The organism is Mycobacterium sp. NGS19, assembly GCF_059813155.1.
In genome coordinates this window covers 58,841-76,821 of record NZ_JCALEB010000001.1, presented here as the reverse complement: position 1 = coordinate 76,821, position 17,981 = coordinate 58,841, and the positions used below count along the sequence as shown (strand labels likewise).

The window sequence follows — 17,981 nt, the reverse complement described above, 5'->3', positions numbered from 1 at the left end:
GCCTGGCGCCCGGAAGATTTTGCATCCCACAGGAGTTACACCACCGTGGCGTTGACCCCCGGCGACGATCTCCCCCTGCTGCCCACCCCCGTGGTGCCACCCAAACCGACCGCGTCGGCGTTGCGTCGCGTATTGCGGCGGGCCCGCGATGGCGTGGCGCTCAACGTCGACGAAGCCGCTCTTGCGATGACGGCCCGCGGGGCGGACCTCGCCGACCTGTGTGCCAGCGCGGCCCGCGTTCGCGACGCCGGATTGCGGGCCGCCGGGCGGCTCAGACCGTCGGGGCGGCTGCCGATCAGCTATTCGCGCAAGGTGTTCATCCCGGTCACGCACCTGTGCCGCGACCAGTGTCACTACTGCACGTTCGTGACCGTGCCGGGAAAGCTGCGGGCCGCGGGCATGGGCATGTACATGGAGCCCGACGAGATCGTCGACGTGGCCCGCCGCGGAGCCGAATTAGGCTGCAAGGAAGCACTTTTCACGCTCGGTGACCGGCCCGAACAACGGTGGCAGGAGGCCCGGCAGTGGCTGACCGAACGTGGCTACGACAGCACCTTGGACTACGTGCGGGCGATGGCGATCCGGGTGCTCGAGGACACCGGACTGCTGCCGCACCTGAACCCCGGCGTCATGTCGTGGGCGGAGATGTCGCGGCTCAAGCCGGTCGCGCCGTCGATGGGCATGATGCTGGAGACCACGTCGCGGCGGCTGTTCGAGACCAAAGGCCTGGCGCACTACGGCAGCCCGGACAAGGATCCGGCGGTGCGGCTGCGCACACTGACCGACGCGGGGCGGCTGTCGATTCCGTTCACCACCGGATTGCTGGTCGGCATCGGCGAGACGTTGGTGGAGCGGGCGGAGACGCTCTTCGCAATTCGCAACGCGCACAAGGAGTTCGGGCACGTCCAGGAAGTGATCGTGCAGAATTTCCGGGCCAAGCCGGCGACCGCGATGCGCGCGGTGCCCGACGCCGACATCGACGACTTCGTCGCGACAATCGCCGTGGCCCGGCTGATTCTGGGCCCGAAAATGCGGATTCAGGCGCCCCCGAACCTGGTGTCGCGCAACGAATGTCTGGCTCTTCTCGGCGCCGGCGTGGACGACTGGGGTGGGGTGTCGCCGTTGACCCCCGACCATGTGAACCCCGAGCGACCGTGGCCGGCGCTGGACGAGCTGGCCGCGGTGACCGCGGAGGCGGGCTTCGAGCTCGTGCAGCGGCTCACCGCGCATCCGCCCTACGTGCTGGCCGGTGCGGCGTGGATCGATCCGCGGGTGCGCGGGCACGTCGCGGCGCTGGCCGACCCCGCGACTGGGTGGGCGCGTGACGTCAATCCAGTTGGGCGCCGGTGGCAGGAGCCCGACGCAGCGCTGCAGTCCAGCGGGCGGGTGGATCTCAATGCGGCGATCGACACCGAAGGCCGGTTGACGGAGGCCCGCAGCGACTTGGGCAGCGCGTTCGGCGACTGGGAGTCGGTGCGGCAGAAGGTCGCCGAGCTGGCGGCCCGCGCGCCGGAGCGGGTGGACGCCGACGTGCTGGCGGCATTGCGCTCAGCCGAGCGGGACCCGGCCGGCTGCACCGACGCGGAGTATCTCGCGCTGGCAACGGCCGACGGCCCTGGCTTGGATGCCGTTGCGGCATTTGCCAATTCGCTTCGGCGCGACGCCGTCGGGGACGACGTGACGTTCGTCGTCAACCGCAATATCAACTTCACCAACATCTGCTACACCGGCTGCCGGTTCTGCGCGTTCGCCCAACGCAAGGGTGACGCCGATGCCTACACGCTGTCCTACGACGAGGTGGGGGAGCGGGCGCACCAGGCGTATCTGGACGGTGCCACCGAGGTATGCATGCAGGGCGGCATCGACCCGGAGTTGCCGGCCACTGGATACGCGGAACTGGTGCGTGCCGTGAAGAAGCGGGTGCCTGACATGCATGTGCACGCGTTCTCGCCGATGGAGATCGTCAACGGAGCGGCGAAAAGCGGTGAGAGCATTCGCGATTGGCTGATCGGCCTGCGCGAGGCCGGGCTCGACACCATACCGGGCACAGCCGCTGAGATCCTCGACGACGAGGTCCGCTGGGTGCTGACCAAAGGGAAGCTGCCGACATCGGCGTGGATCGAGGTGGTGACGACAGCGCACGAGGTCGGGCTGCGGTCCAGCTCGACGATGATGTACGGCCACGTCGACACCCCCAGGCACTGGGTCGGGCACCTGCGGATCCTGCGTGAAATACAAGACCGCACAGGCGGTTTCACGGAGTTCGTGCCGCTGCCGTTCGTTCATCAGAACTCGCCGCTGTACCTGGCCGGTGGTGCCCGTCCCGGCCCCACCCACCGCGACAACAGGGCGGTGCACGCATTGGCGCGGATCATGTTGCACGGCAGGATTTCTCACATCCAGACCAGCTGGGTCAAGCTGGGGGTCGAGCGCACGCAGGTGATGCTCAACGGCGGCGCGAACGACCTGGGCGGCACGCTGATGGAGGAGACGATCTCACGGATGGCCGGCTCTGAATACGGCTCGGCCAAGACCGTGGCCGAGCTCGTCGAGATCGCCGCAGGCATCGGCCGGCCGGCACGCCAGCGGACAACGACGTACCTGCCGCTCGCCGCCTAGTCCCTCCCTGTGCCGCGAGCGTGCGTGTCTGCGCATCGACACGCCGGCACCTGCGTACCGGAGCGCACGTTCGCGCCGCGTCCGTTGTGCACATTTGCGCATTCATCCACAGGCTGACCGCCGGTATCCCTATGACCGGCAACGACGTTCGACGATGTGGTGATGGACGAAGATCTCAGGCGGCTGTTCTCGGACCAGCGAGGAGTGGCCACCAGCGGGCAGATTTTGCGGCTGGTCAGCCGAAGGACACTGGATCGGTTGGTGAATACCGGTGCGGTGGAACGCATGTGGACCGGCATCTACTGTCTGGGCGAACCGGATGACATCGCTCGATTGCGCGGCCTCGACCTGTCGTGCGGGACCGTCGTTCCGGTCTGCCTGGCAACCGCCGCGGCACTGTATGGCTTCGACGTGCAGGAGGACGCCGATCTGCATGTGCTGAATCCGCCGGGGCACCAATTGCGTTGCGCCGACGGCCTTGTGGTGCATCGCCGCGACGGCGCGCCTCTTCGGATCGTCGACGGACGCCCAGCCACGTCGCCGGCATGGACGGCTATTGAGGTGGCCCGCAGCCTGCGCCGCCCACGAGCTCTGGCAACCCTCGACGCGGCGCTGCGCAGCGGCGCGTGCAGCCGTCCCGACCTATGGCGCGCGGCAATCGAGCAGGCCGGCCGTCGAGGCATCGTCGCGGTCCGCGATCTGCTGCCACTCGCCGATCCTCGAGCCGAGTCGCCGATGGAAAGTGAAGCGCGGCTGGCCATGATCGACGGCGGCTTGCCGATTCCCCAGCTGCAGTACGAGATCGTCGACGCCAACGGCGAGCTGCGTCGAGTGGACTTCGCATGGCCTGAGCAACGGGTTGCAGTCGAATATGAAGGGCTGGACTGGCACAGCGGCGCGGAGGCGATGCGCGGGGACCGCAGACGCCAGATTGCCCTGATGGACGTGGGCTGGGTGGTCGTCGCGATCGTCTTCGACGACGTCAGGCATCGGTCGTGGGACTTCGTCGCGGCGATCGACCGACAGTTGCGTCGCACTCGTGCCGCGTGAGGGTGCGCTGGGGTGCGGTGCTGCTCGGCGCGTCGGCGCACAGACACGCACGCTCGCCGATACGAGGCGCCTGCGACAGCGCCAGTAGATGCAACGTCTAGTATCACGTACCAAGCAGCCCACGCCGAACATCGAGAAGAACTCTTGAGGAGAGCTCTGTGACGTACGTGATCGCCGAACCCTGCGTCGACGTCAAGGACAAGGCGTGCATCGAGGAATGTCCTGTCGACTGCATCTACGAGGGCGCCCGCATGCTCTACATCCACCCCGACGAATGCGTGGACTGTGGTGCGTGCGAGCCGGTCTGCCCCGTGGAGGCCATCTATTACGAGGACGACGTGCCCGACCAGTGGTCGCAGTACACCCAGTACAACGCCGACTTCTTCGAGGAGCTCGGCTCACCGGGCGGTGCGTCGAAGGTCGGCCTGACCGAGAACGATCCGCAGCCGGTCAAGGATCTGCCGCCGCAGGGCGAAAGCGCCTAGCCTGACCGACGCACGTCGCCCCATCGGCCGGCACAGGGTGTCGGCGGCACTGCCGGTGTTTCCGTGGGACACGCTCGCCGACGCGTGGGCGCAGGCCGCGGCGCATCCCGACGGCATCGTCGACCTGTCCGTTGGCACTCCGGTCGATCCCGTCGCGCCGGTGATCCGCGAAGCGCTGGCGGCGGCGAGCGCATCGCCGGGCTATCCGACCACGGCGGGCACCCCCGCGCTGCGCGAGGCGGCGGTCGCGGCGTTGGGCCGCCGATACGGGGTCGGCGGCCTCACCCCGGACGCGGTGCTGCCGGTGATCGGCACCAAAGAGCTGATCGCCTGGTTGCCGACGCTTCTGGGCCTGGGTCCCGACGACCTCGTCGTCGTCCCCGAGCTCGCCTACCCCACCTATGAAGTCGGCGCTCAGCTGGCCGGCGCGCGGGTGGCGTTCGCCGACTCGCTGACGCAGCTCGGCCCGCAACGACCGGCGATGGTGTACCTCAACTCGCCGAGCAACCCCACCGGCCGGGTGCTCGGCGTCGACCACCTTCGCAAGGTTGTCGGGTGGGCCCGTCAGCGCGGGGCGCTGGTGGTGTCCGACGAGTGCTACCTCGGCCTGGGCTGGGACGCCGAGCCGGTGTCGCTGCTCGACGACGCGGTGTCCGACGGCGACCACACCGGCCTGCTGGCCGCGCACTCGCTGTCGAAGAGCAGCTCGCTGGCGGGCTATCGGGCCGGTTTCGTCGTCGGAGACGCGGCGGTGGTGGCCGAGCTGCTGGCCGTGCGCAAGCACGCCGGGATGATGATGCCGACACCGGTCCAGGCCGCAATGGTTGCAGCGTTGTCCGACGACGCGCACGAACAGCAGCAGCGCGACCGCTACTCCCGGCGCCGCGACGTCTTGCTGTCCGCGGTGCGTGCGGCGGGCCTGACCGTCGACCACTCAGAAGCCGGCCTGTACCTGTGGGCCACTCGCGGCGAGCCGTGCCGCGACACCGTGTCGTGGTTCGCGCACCGCGGCATCCTCGTTGCGCCGGGGGAGTTCTACGGTGCGCGCGGGCGCCAGCACGTGCGGATCGCGCTGACCGCGACCGACGAGCGGATCGCCGCCGCGGCTGACCGGCTCGCGGCATAGCACCCATGTCGCCGAACCGCCGGCTGAGGCAGACTCTCGCAGTGACCGTTGACAGTCGGCGGACGTGGCTCACCCGCAACGTGCGCGTGCTCGCACTCGTGTCGTTTCTGCAGGACGCCGCCAGCGAGCTGCTCTACCCACTGCTGCCCATCTATTTGACCGGCGTGCTCGGTGCCCCGCCCGGGGTGGTCGGTGCCGTCGAGGGCGCTGCAGAAGGCGCCGCGTCGTTGACCAAGATCGCTGCCGGCCCGCTGGGCGACCGGTTCGCGCGGCGCCCGTTGATCGCCACCGGCTACGGCATGGCGGCGCTCGGCAAGGTGATCGTCGCTATGGCCGCCGCATGGCCGGGCGTGCTGGCGGGCCGGGTGGTGGACCGGTTGGGCAAGGGACTGCGGGGCGCGCCGCGCGACGCGCTGCTGGTCGACGGCATCGATCCGGCCGCGCGCGGCCGCGCGTTCGGATTCCACCGCACCATGGACACGGCCGGCGCGGTGGTCGGGCCGCTGCTGGGGCTGGCCGGCTACGAGCTGCTGGATCACCAAATCGCTCCGGTGCTCTACCTGGCCGTCATCCCCGCGGTGCTCTCGGTGCTGATGGTGTTCTGGGTGCGCGAACGCGTCCACGCGCGAGTGGCGAGGCCACCTGTGTTCGCCAACGTGCGGCAACTTCCCAGCCGCTACTGGAAGGTGACGGCCGCGCTGATGGCGTTCAGTCTGGCCAACTTCCCCGACGCACTGCTGCTGTTGCGTCTCAACGACATCGGGTTCGGCGTGGCCGGCGTGGTACTGGCCTATGTCGGCTACAACGCGGTGTACGCACTCGCCAGCTACCCGGCTGGCGCGCTAGCCGACAAGTTCACCCCGGCAACGGTTTTCGGCATCGGGCTGGCGTTCTTCGCGATCGGTTACCTCGGATTGGGGCTGACCACCGACGCGGCCCTGGCGTGGCTGCTGATCGCGGTGTACGGCGTATTCACCGCCTGCTACGACGGTGTCGGCAAAGCGTGGATTTCGACGCTGCTTCCCGACGAGCTGCAATCCAGCGGGCAAGGGGTCTTCCAGGGACTCAACGGTTTTGCGATCCTGTTCGCCGGCCTCTGGGCCGGCCTGTTGTGGGGTGCGGCCGGACAGCTGCCGTTGTTGATATCCGGCGGCGTCGGAGCGGTCTTCGCGATCGCTTTACTGCTCTTCGGCGCGCGACGCCGCCGTTGAGATCACGCGGGGAACGCCGCCACCGGCATCCATACGCTGCCCTCGCACGGTCCGCCGTAGATCTCCGTCATCCAGGTTCCGCTCAACGTTCCATCCGGCTGCGGTACGTAGTACGTCCACGACCGGGCCGGACTCCACACCTTGGGGACGCCGTCACCGACGAAACAATCCCATTGCCAGTCATAGACATTGGCCCATCGGCCGCCATCCCAGGTGTAGCGCTCGGGCAGCGGGACGGTGGGGTTGGCGGGACGCGGCCCGTCGACCACGGTCGCCACGCACGACGACCTCGAGCACTGCGTGACAAACGTCAGCTGTCCGCTGAACGGAGGTTCGGCTTGTTTGGCCGCTCGGCTGTTGCCGGTCTTCTGGTCGGCGTAGCCGACGAGCGTGTATTTGCCGTTCCATGAAGGTGTTTGCGCGTCGGCCGGTGCCGGACTCGAAGCGAGCACGACGAACAGGACTGCGCCGAGCAGCGCAGCCCATCTCCGCCAGAAGACACACATGATGGGCGAGTTTATGTGGCGTAACTGCCGACTCACGCCTCGCCGCCACGTCGTCGACGTCCCAGTTGGGTCACAATTCGAGTACGCCACAGCGCATTTCGGCTGCCGCCAAGCCGTCGGTCAGCGCAGCATGAACATCGCGAACGCGGCGATCGACTGCGCGTCGACGATCCCTCCGGAGCGGATCATCGACACCACGTCCTCGTGGGAGAACCACGCGCTGCGCATGTCCTGCTCCTCATGCTCCCGGTCGGCTTCCCCTTCGGTGATCCCGGTGGCCAAAAACACCCAGCCGCGTTGGCTCGACATGCCCGGTGCGACGTCGAGCTGGCCGAGCCGCTCGAACGACTCGGCCCGCAGCCCGGTTTCCTCGCTGAGCTCGCGGCGGGCGAGCTCGGTCGGTTCAGCCTCCGCTAGATCCGGGGCAGTTCCTTGGGGGAACTCCCAGCGCCGCGCGCCAACGGGGTAGCGGAACTGCTCGACCAGACGAAATCGCTTGCCGTCGTAGGGGATCACGAGAGCGTAGGTGGGCTTGTCGATCACCCCGTAGATGCCCACGCTGCCGTCCGGCCGGCGGATGTCGTCCTCTCGCACCACCATCCACGGACTGCGGTAGACCTCCCGGGAGCCGATGCGCTCGATGTGTGCCACGCCCGTCAGTATCGCGGGTTGCGGCGGGTAGCCTCGCTGGCGTGCTGCTGGCGTCGTTGAACACCGGTCCTGACGTCCACGACGCCGTGCGGATCGGCTCCCCGGAAGGACCCGTCGCGCTGAGCCGTGGCGACCTCGTCGGCGCCGCCACATCGGTGGCGGAACGGGTCGGCGGTGCGCACCGGGTCGCGGTGCTGGCCACCCCCACCGCGCAGACCGTGCTGGCCGTGACCGGGTGCCTGATCGCCGGGGTGCCGGTGGTGCCGGTGCCGGCTGACGTCGGCCACGCGGAACGTCGCCACATCCTGACCGACTCCGGTGCACAGGCGTGGCTGGGCGAGGCGCCCCCGGACGCCGAGGGGCTGCCGAACATCCCGGTGCGGCTGCATGCCCGCTCGTGGCACCGCTATCCGGAACCGTCGCCCGACGCCGCGGCGCTGATCATGTACACCTCGGGAACCACCGGACCGCCGAAGGGCGTCTTGCTGTCCCGCCGTGCGATCGCCGCGGACATCGACGCGCTCGCCGAGGCGTGGCAGTGGACCGCCGACGACACGCTGGTGCATGGGTTGCCGCTGTTCCACGTCCACGGGCTGGTCCTCGGCCTGCTTGGCTCGCTGCGGGTGGGCAACCGGTTTGTGCACACGGGCAAGCCGACTCCCGAGGCGTATGCGCAGGCGCGCGGCACGCTGTATTTCGGGGTGCCGACGGTGTGGTCGCGGATGGTCGCCGACCGGTCCGCCGCCGAGGCGCTGCGGCCGGCGCGGTTACTGGTCTCCGGCAGCGCGCCGCTGCCCGTGCCGGTATTCGAAAGGCTCGCTTCGCTCACCGGGCACGAGCCGGTAGAGCGGTACGGCAGTACCGAATCGCTGATCACGCTGAGCACCCGCGCCGACGGCGAGCGACGCCCGGGCTGGGTGGGTCTTCCGCTGCGTGGGGTGAGCACGCGGCTGGTCGACGACGACGACGCGCCAGCCCCCCACGACGGTGAAACCGTGGCGCGCCTGCAGGTGCGCGGGCCGATGGTGTTCGACGGGTACCTGGGCCGGCCCGATGCAACGGCTGCGGCGTTCACCGACGACGGCTGGTACCGCACCGGCGACGTCGCGGTGATCGACGCCGGCGGCATGCACCGCATCGTCGGGCGCGAGTCCACCGACCTGATCAAAAGCGGCGGCTACCGCATCGGGGCAGGCGAGGTGGAGACCGCGTTGCTGGGCCATCCCGCTGTGGCTGAGGCCGCGGTGGTCGGTCTGCCCGACGACGACCTGGGCCAGCGCATCGTCGCATTCGTGGTCGGCGACGTCGACTCGGCAGAGTTGATCGACTATGTCGCACAACAGCTTTCGGTCCACAAGCGGCCGCGTGAAGTCCGGCTGGTGGACGCGCTGCCCCGCAATGCGATGGGCAAGGTGTTGAAGAAGGAGCTCGCGACGTGGGATTGAGCTCTGCGCGAGCGTGCGCCGCGTGTCAGTCTCACCGGCGTGTCGCTGGCACGACACGCACGCTCGCGGTGGTCGAGGGAGCTAGTTGGCGTGCAGGGCGTCGTTGAGCGCGATGCCTTCGCGGTCGCGCGACACCACCTCGACCGCACCCGTCACCGAATTGCGGCGGAACAGTAAGTTGTTGGCGCCGGACAGGTCTCGCGCCTTGACCGTGCCGCCGTCCGGCGTCGCGACCTTGGTACCCGCAGTCACGTACAGCCCCGCCTCCACCACGCAGTCGTCGCCAAGGGAGATCCCCAGCCCCGCGTTGGCGCCGAGCAGACAGCGCTTGCCGATCGAAATCACTTGTGTCCCACCGCCGGACAGTGTGCCCATGATCGACGCGCCGCCGCCTATGTCGGATCCGTCGCCCACCACGACGCCTGCGGAGATACGACCTTCGACCATCGACGCGCCCAGCGTGCCCGCGTTGAAATTGATGAAGCCCTCGTGCATGACGGTCGTGCCGGGCGCCAGGTGCGCGCCGAGCCGCACCCGGTCGGCGTCAGCGACGCGCACTCCCGTGGGCAGCACGTAGTCGACCATGCGGGGAAACTTGTCGACGCCGTAGACGGTCACCGGGCCGCGCCGACGCAGCCGCGCCCGCACGGTGTCGAAACCCTCGACGGCACAGGGGCCGTGATTGGTCCACACCACATTGGTCAGCACACCGAAGATGCCGTCGACGCTCGCCCCGTGCGGCTTGATCAGCCGGTGCGAGAGCAGATGCAACCTCAGGTAGGCGTCATACGCGTCGGCGGGCGGATCGGCCAGCGTGCCGATGACCGTGCGCACCAGCACGGTTTCGACGGCGCGGTCGTCGTCGCGTCCAGCCAGCCCGGCGAGGTCGGCAGGCACCTCGGCCACCGACAGCCGCACCGTGCCGGCCGGATCGTCCACGTCGAGTTCCGGTGCCGGAAACCAGACGTCGAGCACCGCCCCGTCGGCGGCGATGGTCGCCAAACCCACACCCGCAGCAGAGGTCACGAGGCTCAACGTTACTGTGTGGCACTCGCAGCCGAATCGCCCGGCTAGCCTGATCCTCGTGGGCCTGAACTTGCGTGGCGATCCGGTGACGCTGACCGCCGCGCTCGTCGACATCCCGAGCGAGTCGGGGCGTGAGGCCCGCATCGCCGACGAGGTCGAGGCCGCGCTGCGTGACCAGACGAGCGGATTCGAAATCGTCCGTAACGGCAATGCGGTGCTGGCGCGCACCCACCTTGGGCGGCCTACCCGGGTGCTGCTGGCCGGTCACCTCGACACCGTCCCGATCGCCGGCAATGTACCCAGCCGCTTGACCGACGGGCAGTTGCACGGCTGCGGCACGGTCGACATGAAATCCGGCGACGCAGTGTTCTTGCACCTGGCCGCCACGCTTGTCGAACCGGCTCGTGACCTGACTCTGGTGTTCTACGACTGCGAGGAGATCGAAGCGGCGGCAAACGGTTTGGGCCGCATCGAACGCGATCTGCCTGACTGGCTGGCGGCCGACGTCGCGATCCTCGGCGAACCGTCCGGCGGCTACATCGAAGCGGGCTGCCAAGGCACGCTGCGCGTGGTCGTGACGGCCAATGGCACCCGCGCCCATTCGGCCCGACCATGGATGGGGGACAACGCAATTCACAAACTCGGCGCGGTACTGGACCGGCTCGCGGCATATCAGCCGCGACACGTCGACATCGACGGCTGCACCTACCGTGAAGGGCTCAGCGCGGTGCGCATCGACGGCGGCATTGCCGGAAACGTGATCCCCGACAAGGCGTCGGTGACCGTGAACTTCCGCTTCGCCCCGGACCGCAGCCTCGATCAGGCGCTCGCTCACGTACACGAGGTGTTCGACGGGCTCGACGTGCGGATCGAGCAGACCGACGCAGCGGCGGGGGCGCTGCCGGGGTTGTCGCATCCGGCCGCGGCCGCGTTGGTGGGTGCTGCGGGCGGACGGGTGCGCGCGAAGTTCGGCTGGACCGACGTGGCCCGGTTCGCGGCGCGCGGCATCCCGGCCGTCAACTACGGACCCGGCGACCCGAGCCTGGCCCACCGCGCCGACGAACGCGTGCCCGTCGAGCAGATCACCGCGGCCGTCGAGATGCTGCGCGACTACCTGAGCGCCTGACCCTGCCGCGCCGCGTCGGCGGCCACGGACTCGAGCCCGACGGCCGCCAGCTCCTCGGCGACCTCCCCGAGCGCGGCCGCGTCGCCGTCGGTCAAGGCTTGCGCGTGGGCCAGCGTGAGCCGTCCCAGCACACAGTCGACCTCCCCGGCCAGCCGCTGCGCGCGATAGATCGCCCGGGTGTCGCCCAGCCGCACCGAGTCCTGCAGCGCGCGCAGCGCTATCGCTGATTGCCCGCCGCGTTCGGCCGCCTGCACCGCCTCGCGAGCCGCATCGAGGGCCTCGGCCTTGTCGCCGCGGGCGAACTTCGTCCAGGCGCGGGCCAGTGCCAGTTCCGGCGTGAACAACGCCGACTTCATTCCGTGCCGCGACTCGGCCGCGCTCAGCGCCTTCGCCGCGCCTTTCTGGTCGCCCTGCTGGCCCAGAGCCTGCGCCAGCAGCATGAAGGCCAGCGGACCCCAGGAGTAGCCGGTCGGCGCCAGCGCGTTCGAGGCGACGTCGAGGACCTGCACAGCCGTACTGAATGTCCCCTGCGCGGTCGCGACGTACCCCACGAGCACCTCGCCGATCGCGCTGGCCGGCTGCTGGCCTTCGGCGGAGTCGGCGTAGCGCTGCGCCAACGACGCCGCCTCGTCGAGCCGGCCCGACATGAGCCGCGCCGTGATGCGGCCGAACCCGCTGGTGAACCGCAACAGCCCAGGGTGGCCGGCAGACACCGCCCGGGCCGCGAGCTCGTCGACGCGGCCGAACCGCCCGACTCGCGCCGACGACAACGCGGCCGCCGACGCCGCCCAGCCCACCGCCTGGTCGTCGGCGTGCGGTGACGCCAGCACCTCGTCCGCGAGCCGCAACGCGCGCAGCGGGGTACCGGCATTCATCGCGAACGTGGCGGCGAGCGCGTCCAGCGTGACCCGCGCCCCCGGCGCCGACACCCGGTTGCGCACGGTCTGTAGAAACGCGGCGGCCTTGGTTGGCTCCGAGAGCATCCAGAACTGGTTGGCGGCCCGCGGCAGCGCCCACGCCATCAGCTCGGTTTCGGACAGCTGCTGCGGGTCGACGCCGGCCAGCACTTCGTCGGCTTCACGGCCCCGGCCCTGCCATGCCAGAGCTTGAGCGAGCACCAGTCGCGCGTCCAGCGACTCCGACTCTTGCAGCGCGGCCCGGGCTAACCGCTCGCCGGCTTCCATGTCGCCGCGCCGCAACGCCTCGGCGGCCGCGGCCCCGGCGTCGGTCACCTGCTGCATGCTATGGAGGCTAGTTTGTCGGATGTGTCGGAGTCGGCGGAGTCGCGGGGTGAGTGGGCGGTTTGTGTGTACTGCGCGTCGGGCCCGCGCCACCCGGAGCTGTTGGCGCTGGCGGCCACAGTGGGCAAAGCGATCGCCGACCGGGGATGGACGTTGGTGTCGGGCGGCGGCAACGTGTCGGCAATGGGTGCGCTGGCCGACGGAGCACGTGCGCACGGCGGCCGCACCGTCGGCGTGATTCCGAAGGCGTTGGTGCACAAGGAAATGGCCGACGTCGACGCCGACGAACTCGTCGTCACCGACACGATGCGTCAGCGCAAGCAGGTGATGGAGGAGCGCTCCGACGCGTTCATCGCGCTCCCGGGCGGCATCGGCACGCTCGAGGAGCTGTTCGAGACCTGGACCGCCGGCTACCTCGGCATGCACGACAAGCCCGTGGTGCTGCTCGACCCCGACGGCCACTACGACGGGCTGTGGGCATGGCTCGAAGGACTGGTCGAGAAGGGATACGTCCACCCGGGTGCGATGACGCGCATCGTGGTGGCCCGTGACGTCGACGGCGCACTAGCCGCCTGCGCCCCCGCTGACTAGGCTTTCCGCCAGTTTGCGCCCGGCCTGCAGAGGGAAGATGAACCGTTATGGCGGAAAATGGCGAAGCGAAGGACAAATCAACCGTCGGTTTGCTTGACATAGCGACCCGGTTGCCCGGATTGATCATGGATGCCCCGGCCATCGTGCAAGGGGTGCTGACCGGGTTCATGGCCCGGCCCTCGGCGAAGACCTCGATCGGCAAGGTCTTCCAGGAACGCGCTGCCCGATACGGCGACAAGGCGTTCATCAGGTTCCAGGACGAGACCGTCACCTACCGCGAGGCGAACGAGACGGCCAACCGCTATGCGGCGGTGCTGGCGGCGCGCGGCGTCGGCCGCGGTGACGTCGTCGGGATCATGCTGAAGAACTCGCCGCGCGCCGTGCTGCTGATGCTGGCCGTGGTCAAGCTCGGCGCGATTGCGGGCATGCTCAACTACAACCAGCGCGGCAAGGTGCTGGCCCACAGCGTCGGGCTGCTGGACGCCAAGGTGCTGATCGGCGAGGAGGAGCTGCTGGAGGCGGTGCAGGAGTCCGGCGCCGACACCAACGAGACGCTCTCGGTCACCGAGCTGGACCGGCTCGCCGCCGACGCGCCTACCGACAACCCCGCCGTCACGTCGTCGATCCTGGCCAAGGACAAGGCGTTCTACATCTTCACCTCGGGCACCACGGGGATGCCGAAGGCCAGCGTGATGACGCACTACCGCTGGCTGCGCGCACTCGGTGGTTTCGGCGGCATCGGCATGCGGCTGAACAGCAACGACACCCTGTACTGCTGTCTGCCGCTGTACCACAACAACGCGCTGACGGTCGCGGTGTCGTCGGTGCTGAGCGCCGGCGCGACGCTGGCGCTGGGCAAGTCGTTCTCGGCGTCGAAGTTCTGGGACGAGGTGATCCGCTACGACGCGACCGCGTTCGTCTACATCGGCGAGATCTGCGGCTATCTGCTCAACCAGCCGGAGAAAGACACCGACCGCAAGCACAAGGTGCGGGTGATCGCCGGCAATGGGCTGCGGCCGGGCATCTGGGACGAGTTCACCAAGCGGTTCAACATCCCGCGGGTGTGCGAGTTCTACTCGGCCAGCGAGGCGAACACCGCGTTCGTCAACGTCCTCAACATCCCCAAGAGCGCCGGTATCTGCCCGACGCCGGTGGCGTTCGTCGAATACGACAACGAGACCGGCGACCCGGTGCGCGACGAGAACGGTCGGGTGAAGAAGGTCAAGAACGGCGAGCCGGGGCTGCTGCTGTCCAAGGTGAGCAACTTCCAGCCGTTCGACGGCTACACCGACAAAGAGGCCACGGAGAAGAAGCTGGTCCGCGACGCCTTCAAGAAGGGCGACGTCTGGTTCAACACCGGCGACCTGATGCGCGCGCAGGGCTTCGGGCATGCCGCGTTCGCCGACCGCCTCGGGGACACGTTCCGGTGGAAGGGCGAAAACGTCGCGACCACGGAGGTCGAGCACGCCGTGGCCCAAGACAGCAACGTCGAGGAAGTGACGGTCTACGGGGTCGAGGTCGAAGGCGCCGGCGGCAAGGCCGGGATGGCGGCGATCCAACTCAAGGAGGGCGCGGAGTTCGACGGTAAGGCGCTGGCCAAGACCGTCTACGAGAACCTGCCGCCCTACGCGATGCCGTTGTTCGTGCGTGTGGTCAAAGAGCTCGAGAAGACCTCGACGCAGAAGGTCAAGAAGGTCGACCTGGCCAAGCAGGGCTACGCCTCCGACGACATCGAAGACCCGATCTACGTGCTCAAGAGCCGCGAGGAAGGCTACGTCGAGTTCTACGACTCCTATCCCCAGGAAGTGAAGGACGGCAAGGTCCCCAAGAGCAAGTAGCCTCCGCGATTTCGGTGCGAGAACCGGCGCTGAGCGCCTGAAATCGCACCGAAATCGCGCGGGCGAGCGAGCCTGGCACCCTTGAGGGGTGCAAACGTTCTGCGGGCGACCGGTGGCGGGCGACCGAGCGCTGATCATGGCGATCGTCAATCGCACGCCCGACTCGTTCTACGACCGCGGCGCCACGTTCGCCGACAACGCCGCGAAGCAGGCCGTGCACCACGCGATCGAGCAGGGCGCCGACGTGATCGACGTCGGCGGAGTCAAGGCCGGACCGGGCCGGGCGGTGGACGCCGACGAAGAGATCGCCCGGGTGGTGCCGTTCATCGAATGGCTGCGTGGCGCGTACCCCCAGCAGCTGATCAGCGTCGACACCTGGCGCTCGGCGGTGGCCAAGCAGGCCTGCTCGGCGGGCGCCGACCTGATCAACGACACGTGGGCCGGCGCCGACCCGTACCTGCCCGACGTCGCCTCGGAGTTCGGCGCCGGTCTGGTGTGCTCGCACACCGGCGGCGCAGTCCCACGCACCCGCCCGTTCCGGGTCAGCTACGGCCACACCACCCGCGGCGTCGTCGACGAGGTGATCGCCGAAGTGAGCGCCGCAGCCGAGCGCGCGGTGCAAATCGGCGTGCCGCGCGACCGAATCCTCATCGACCCGACGCATGATTTCGGCAAGAACACCTTCCACGGGCTCGCTTTGTTGCGCCATGCGGAAGATCTTGTTAACACCGGGTGGCCAGTGCTCATGGCGCTGAGCAACAAGGACTTCATCGGGGAAACTTTGGGTGTGGGTCTGACTGAACGCCTGGAAGGCACGCTGGCCGCGACTGCGCTCGCAGCGGCGGCCGGGGTGCGGATGTTCCGGGTGCACGAAGTGGGCGCCACTCGGCGCGTGCTGGAGATGGTCGCGGCGATCCAGGGTGTGCGCCCGCCGACGCGCACGGTGAGGGGACTGGCATGACGACTGCTCCGGAATTGACCGACGTCACCATCGTCGACAAGTGGCTGGCCGAACGCAGCTGGAACCGGCCCAGCTGGACCGTGGCCGACTTGCAAGCCGCCAAGGCGGGCCGCACGGTCTCTGTGGTGCTGCCCGCGCTCGACGAGGAAGAGACCGTCGGCGGCGTCGTGGAGAGCATCGCGCCGATGCTCGGCGGGCTGGTCGACGAGCTGATCGTGCTGGACTCCGGCTCCACTGACGACACCGCGATCCGCGCCCTTGCGGCCGGCGCACGGGTGTTCAGCCGCGAGCAAGCGGTACCCGAGCTGCGCCCGCAGCCCGGCAAGGGTGAGGCGCTGTGGCGTTCCCTGGCCGTCACCACCGGCGACATCGTCGCATTCGTCGACTCCGACCTGATCGACCCCGATCCGATGTTCGTGCCGAATCTGATCGGGCCGCTGCTGACCACCGACGGCGTGCACCTGGTCAAAGGCTTCTACCGTCGCCCGCTGCGGGTCAGTGGCCGAGAAGACGCCAACGGCGGCGGCCGGGTCACCCAGCTGGTCGCCCGCCCGCTGCTGGCCGCGCTGCGGCCGGAGCTGTCCGCGGTGTTGCAGCCACTCGGCGGCGAGTACGCGGGCACCCGCGAACTGCTCACGTCCGTGCCTTTCGCGCCGGGCTACGGCGTCGAGATCGGCCTGCTCATCGACACCTACGACAAGCTCGGTCTCGATGCGATCGCGCAGGTGAACCTCGGTGTGCGGGCGCACCGCAACCGGCCGCTGACCGAACTGTCCGCGATGAGCCGGCAGGTGGTGGCCACGTTGCTGTCGCGCTGCGGCGTCAGCGACTCCGGGGTGGGGCTGACGCAGTTCTTCGCCGACGGCGCCGAGCTCACCCCGCGCGTGTCGGAGGTGTCGCTGGCCGACCGCCCGCCGATGAACACGCTGCGGCCGTAGCGGTTGCGCCGATGGCAGGATCGGTGACGTGACGCTGATCCTGCTCTACCTGCTGGTACTGGTGCTCGTCGCCGGGCTGCTGTTCGTGATCGCCAGCGCGGTGTTCGGCCGCGGCGAGCCACTGCCGCCGCTGCCGCGGGCCACGACCGCCACCGCGCTGCCTGCATCCGGCATCACCGGCGACGACGTGGACGCGGTCAAGTTCACGCAGACCCTGCGCGGCTACAAGACCAGCGAGGTGGACTGGGTGCTCGACCGGCTCAGCCGCGAGATCGAGCTGCTGCGCGGGCAGGTCTCGGCGTTGCAGGCGTGCACCGATGACGACGCCGAAAATTCACGTGACTGACGACGGCCGCGTGCGGTGCCCGTGGGCAAACAGCGGCGGCGCGCACGCGGCGATGTACCGCGACTACCACGACTACGAGTGGGGCCGCCCGCTTCATGGACGGGACGCACTGTTCGAGCGAATGTCGTTGGAAGCGTTCCAAAGTGGACTGTCCTGGCTGACGATCCTGCGCAAGCGGGAGAACTTCCGGCAGGCATTCTGCGGCTTTGCCGTCGAGAAGGTGGCGCGCTACACCGACCGCGACGTCGCGCGGTTGATGGCGGACACCGGAATCGTGCGCAACCGCGCCAAGATCGACGCGACGATCGCCAACGCGCGTGCGGCCGCGGCGCTCGACGTCGACCTGTCCGAGTTGCTGTGGTCGTTCGCGCCGTCGGGTTCGCGGCCGCGGCCAGCCACGCCCGCCGAAGTGGCGGCGCTGAGCCCGGAATCCACTGCGATGGCCAAGGAGTTGAAACGCCGCGGATTCAGGTTCGTCGGCCCCACCACGGCGTACGCGCTGATGCAAGCCACCGGCATGGTGGACGACCACCTGCAGTCGTGTTGGGTGCCGCCTGCGGGGTCTTTGCACACCAACGCTCGCGGATAAGGAACAATGGGGGCGTGAACGTGCAGTCTGGAGGGAGCGCTCGATGGCCGCGATGAAGCCCCGGACCGGCGACGGTCCATTGGAAGCAACCAAGGAGGGGCGCGGCATCGTCATGCGAGTACCGCTGGAGGGCGGTGGCCGCCTCGTCGTCGAACTCACTCCCGAAGAGGCCGCCGCGCTGGGCGACGAATTGAAGGGCGTCACCAGCTAACTCACGCTGTTGCGCTCCTCG

Annotated in this window: 18 protein-coding genes; 14 read left to right on the top strand and 4 right to left on the bottom strand. The window is 69.0% G+C overall.

The window, feature by feature from the left end:
• Positions 1 to 45: 45 nt before the first annotated feature.
• The 5 genes from AC5Y4N_RS00370 to AC5Y4N_RS00350 all read left to right on the top strand — a co-directional run bounded on the left by AC5Y4N_RS00370 (position 46) and on the right by AC5Y4N_RS00350 (position 6,491).
• Complete coding sequence (locus AC5Y4N_RS00370; RefSeq protein ID WP_499909731.1) at positions 46 to 2,619, top strand: bifunctional FO biosynthesis protein CofGH; 2,574 nt, start codon at positions 46 to 48, stop codon at positions 2,617 to 2,619.
• A gap of 162 nt (positions 2,620 to 2,781) precedes the next feature.
• Positions 2,782 to 3,669, top strand: a complete 888-nt coding sequence (locus AC5Y4N_RS00365) for a type IV toxin-antitoxin system AbiEi family antitoxin (protein ID WP_499909734.1) — start codon at positions 2,782 to 2,784, stop codon at positions 3,667 to 3,669.
• Positions 3,670 to 3,827: 158 nt separating this feature from the next.
• Positions 3,828 to 4,154 carry a ferredoxin gene (fdxA, locus tag AC5Y4N_RS00360; protein WP_499909736.1) on the top strand — a complete coding sequence of 109 codons (327 nt, stop codon included), beginning with the start codon at positions 3,828 to 3,830 and terminating at the stop codon, positions 4,152 to 4,154.
• A gap of 37 nt (positions 4,155 to 4,191) precedes the next feature.
• Entirely contained in the window at positions 4,192 to 5,280 is a 1,089-nt protein-coding gene (gene dapC / locus AC5Y4N_RS00355) for a succinyldiaminopimelate transaminase (protein WP_499909738.1), read from the top strand.
• A gap of 41 nt (positions 5,281 to 5,321) precedes the next feature.
• Positions 5,322 to 6,491: an MFS transporter gene (locus AC5Y4N_RS00350; RefSeq protein WP_499909740.1), complete on the top strand. Its 1,170-nt coding sequence runs from the start codon at positions 5,322 to 5,324 to the stop codon at positions 6,489 to 6,491.
• A 2-nt stretch (positions 6,492 to 6,493) separates the two neighbouring features.
• Here the strand turns inward: AC5Y4N_RS00350 and AC5Y4N_RS00345 are convergent, their stop codons facing one another.
• Together AC5Y4N_RS00345 and AC5Y4N_RS00340 are read right to left on the bottom strand one after the other, a co-directional pair.
• A complete protein-coding gene (locus tag AC5Y4N_RS00345; protein ID WP_499909742.1) occupies positions 6,494 to 6,997 on the bottom strand; it encodes an Rv2253 family sensor-like surface protein in 504 nt (167 codons plus the stop codon).
• A gap of 120 nt (positions 6,998 to 7,117) precedes the next feature.
• Complete coding sequence (locus tag AC5Y4N_RS00340; RefSeq protein WP_499909744.1) at positions 7,118 to 7,648, bottom strand: NUDIX domain-containing protein; 531 nt, start codon at positions 7,646 to 7,648, stop codon at positions 7,118 to 7,120.
• Between the two features lie 41 nt (positions 7,649 to 7,689).
• Here AC5Y4N_RS00340 and AC5Y4N_RS00335 point away from each other — a divergent pair, with 41 nt between their 5' ends.
• Entirely contained in the window at positions 7,690 to 9,093 is a 1,404-nt protein-coding gene (locus tag AC5Y4N_RS00335) for an acyl-CoA synthetase (protein ID WP_499909746.1), read from the top strand.
• Between the two features lie 81 nt (positions 9,094 to 9,174).
• On the opposite strand, the gene dapD is transcribed toward AC5Y4N_RS00335, so the two are convergent.
• The gene (gene dapD / locus AC5Y4N_RS00330; RefSeq protein WP_499909748.1) at positions 9,175 to 10,128 is read right to left on the bottom strand and encodes a 2,3,4,5-tetrahydropyridine-2,6-dicarboxylate N-succinyltransferase; all 954 of its coding nucleotides are present in this window, start codon (positions 10,126 to 10,128) and stop codon (positions 9,175 to 9,177) included.
• A 55-nt stretch (positions 10,129 to 10,183) separates the two neighbouring features.
• Here dapD and dapE point away from each other — a divergent pair, with 55 nt between their 5' ends.
• Positions 10,184 to 11,245 carry a succinyl-diaminopimelate desuccinylase gene (gene dapE, locus AC5Y4N_RS00325; protein ID WP_499909860.1) on the top strand — a complete coding sequence of 354 codons (1,062 nt, stop codon included), beginning with the start codon at positions 10,184 to 10,186 and terminating at the stop codon, positions 11,243 to 11,245.
• On the opposite strand, the gene AC5Y4N_RS00320 is transcribed toward dapE, so the two are convergent.
• On the bottom strand, positions 11,230 to 12,486 hold the full coding sequence (locus AC5Y4N_RS00320; RefSeq protein ID WP_499909750.1) for a hypothetical protein: 1,257 nt from the start codon (positions 12,484 to 12,486) through the stop codon (positions 11,230 to 11,232). The genes dapE and AC5Y4N_RS00320 overlap by 16 nt on opposite strands.
• Before the next feature lie 24 nt (positions 12,487 to 12,510).
• Here AC5Y4N_RS00320 and log point away from each other — a divergent pair, with 24 nt between their 5' ends.
• The 7 genes from log to AC5Y4N_RS00285 all read left to right on the top strand — a co-directional run bounded on the left by log (position 12,511) and on the right by AC5Y4N_RS00285 (position 17,960).
• Positions 12,511 to 13,077, top strand: coding sequence for a cytokinin riboside 5'-monophosphate phosphoribohydrolase (gene log / locus AC5Y4N_RS00315; RefSeq protein ID WP_499909752.1), 567 nt, complete (start codon positions 12,511 to 12,513; stop codon positions 13,075 to 13,077).
• 47 nt (positions 13,078 to 13,124) lie between these two features.
• Positions 13,125 to 14,915 (top strand): long-chain-acyl-CoA synthetase FadD6, encoded by a 1,791-nt coding sequence (fadD6, locus tag AC5Y4N_RS00310; protein ID WP_499909754.1) that lies wholly within the window; start codon positions 13,125 to 13,127, stop codon positions 14,913 to 14,915.
• Between the two features lie 136 nt (positions 14,916 to 15,051).
• Positions 15,052 to 15,876 (top strand): dihydropteroate synthase, encoded by an 825-nt coding sequence (folP, locus tag AC5Y4N_RS00305; RefSeq protein ID WP_499909862.1) that lies wholly within the window; start codon positions 15,052 to 15,054, stop codon positions 15,874 to 15,876.
• A complete protein-coding gene (locus tag AC5Y4N_RS00300; RefSeq protein WP_499909756.1) occupies positions 15,873 to 16,814 on the top strand; it encodes a glucosyl-3-phosphoglycerate synthase in 942 nt (313 codons plus the stop codon). The genes folP and AC5Y4N_RS00300 overlap by 4 nt, the downstream gene beginning before the upstream one ends.
• A 28-nt stretch (positions 16,815 to 16,842) precedes the next feature.
• Entirely contained in the window at positions 16,843 to 17,160 is a 318-nt protein-coding gene (locus AC5Y4N_RS00295) for a DivIVA domain-containing protein (protein WP_499909758.1), read from the top strand.
• Entirely contained in the window at positions 17,153 to 17,749 is a 597-nt protein-coding gene (locus AC5Y4N_RS00290; RefSeq protein WP_499909863.1) for a DNA-3-methyladenine glycosylase I, read from the top strand. The genes AC5Y4N_RS00295 and AC5Y4N_RS00290 overlap by 8 nt, the downstream gene beginning before the upstream one ends.
• Positions 17,750 to 17,792: 43 nt before the next feature.
• Entirely contained in the window at positions 17,793 to 17,960 is a 168-nt protein-coding gene (locus AC5Y4N_RS00285) for a DUF3117 domain-containing protein (RefSeq protein ID WP_003931055.1), read from the top strand.
• The last annotated feature ends 21 nt before the right edge of the window (positions 17,961 to 17,981 follow it).

What these genes read in the sequence shown, in the direction of transcription:
- AC5Y4N_RS00365 (WP_499909734.1), top strand. Translation starts at nt 2,782, where the DNA reads ATGGACGAAGATCTCAGGCGGCTGTTCTCGGACCAGCGAGGAGTGGCC.
- folP (WP_499909862.1), top strand. Translation starts at nt 15,052, where the DNA reads ATGGCGATCGTCAATCGCACGCCCGACTCGTTCTACGACCGCGGCGCC.
- fadD6 (WP_499909754.1), top strand. Translation starts at nt 13,125, where the DNA reads ATGGCGGAAAATGGCGAAGCGAAGGACAAATCAACCGTCGGTTTGCTT.
- AC5Y4N_RS00320 (WP_499909750.1), bottom strand. Translation starts at nt 12,486, where the DNA reads ATGCAGCAGGTGACCGACGCCGGGGCCGCGGCCGCCGAGGCGTTGCGG.
- AC5Y4N_RS00285 (WP_003931055.1), top strand. Translation starts at nt 17,793, where the DNA reads ATGGCCGCGATGAAGCCCCGGACCGGCGACGGTCCATTGGAAGCAACC.
- AC5Y4N_RS00345 (WP_499909742.1), bottom strand. Translation starts at nt 6,997, where the DNA reads ATGTGTGTCTTCTGGCGGAGATGGGCTGCGCTGCTCGGCGCAGTCCTG.
- AC5Y4N_RS00300 (WP_499909756.1), top strand. Translation starts at nt 15,873, where the DNA reads ATGACGACTGCTCCGGAATTGACCGACGTCACCATCGTCGACAAGTGG.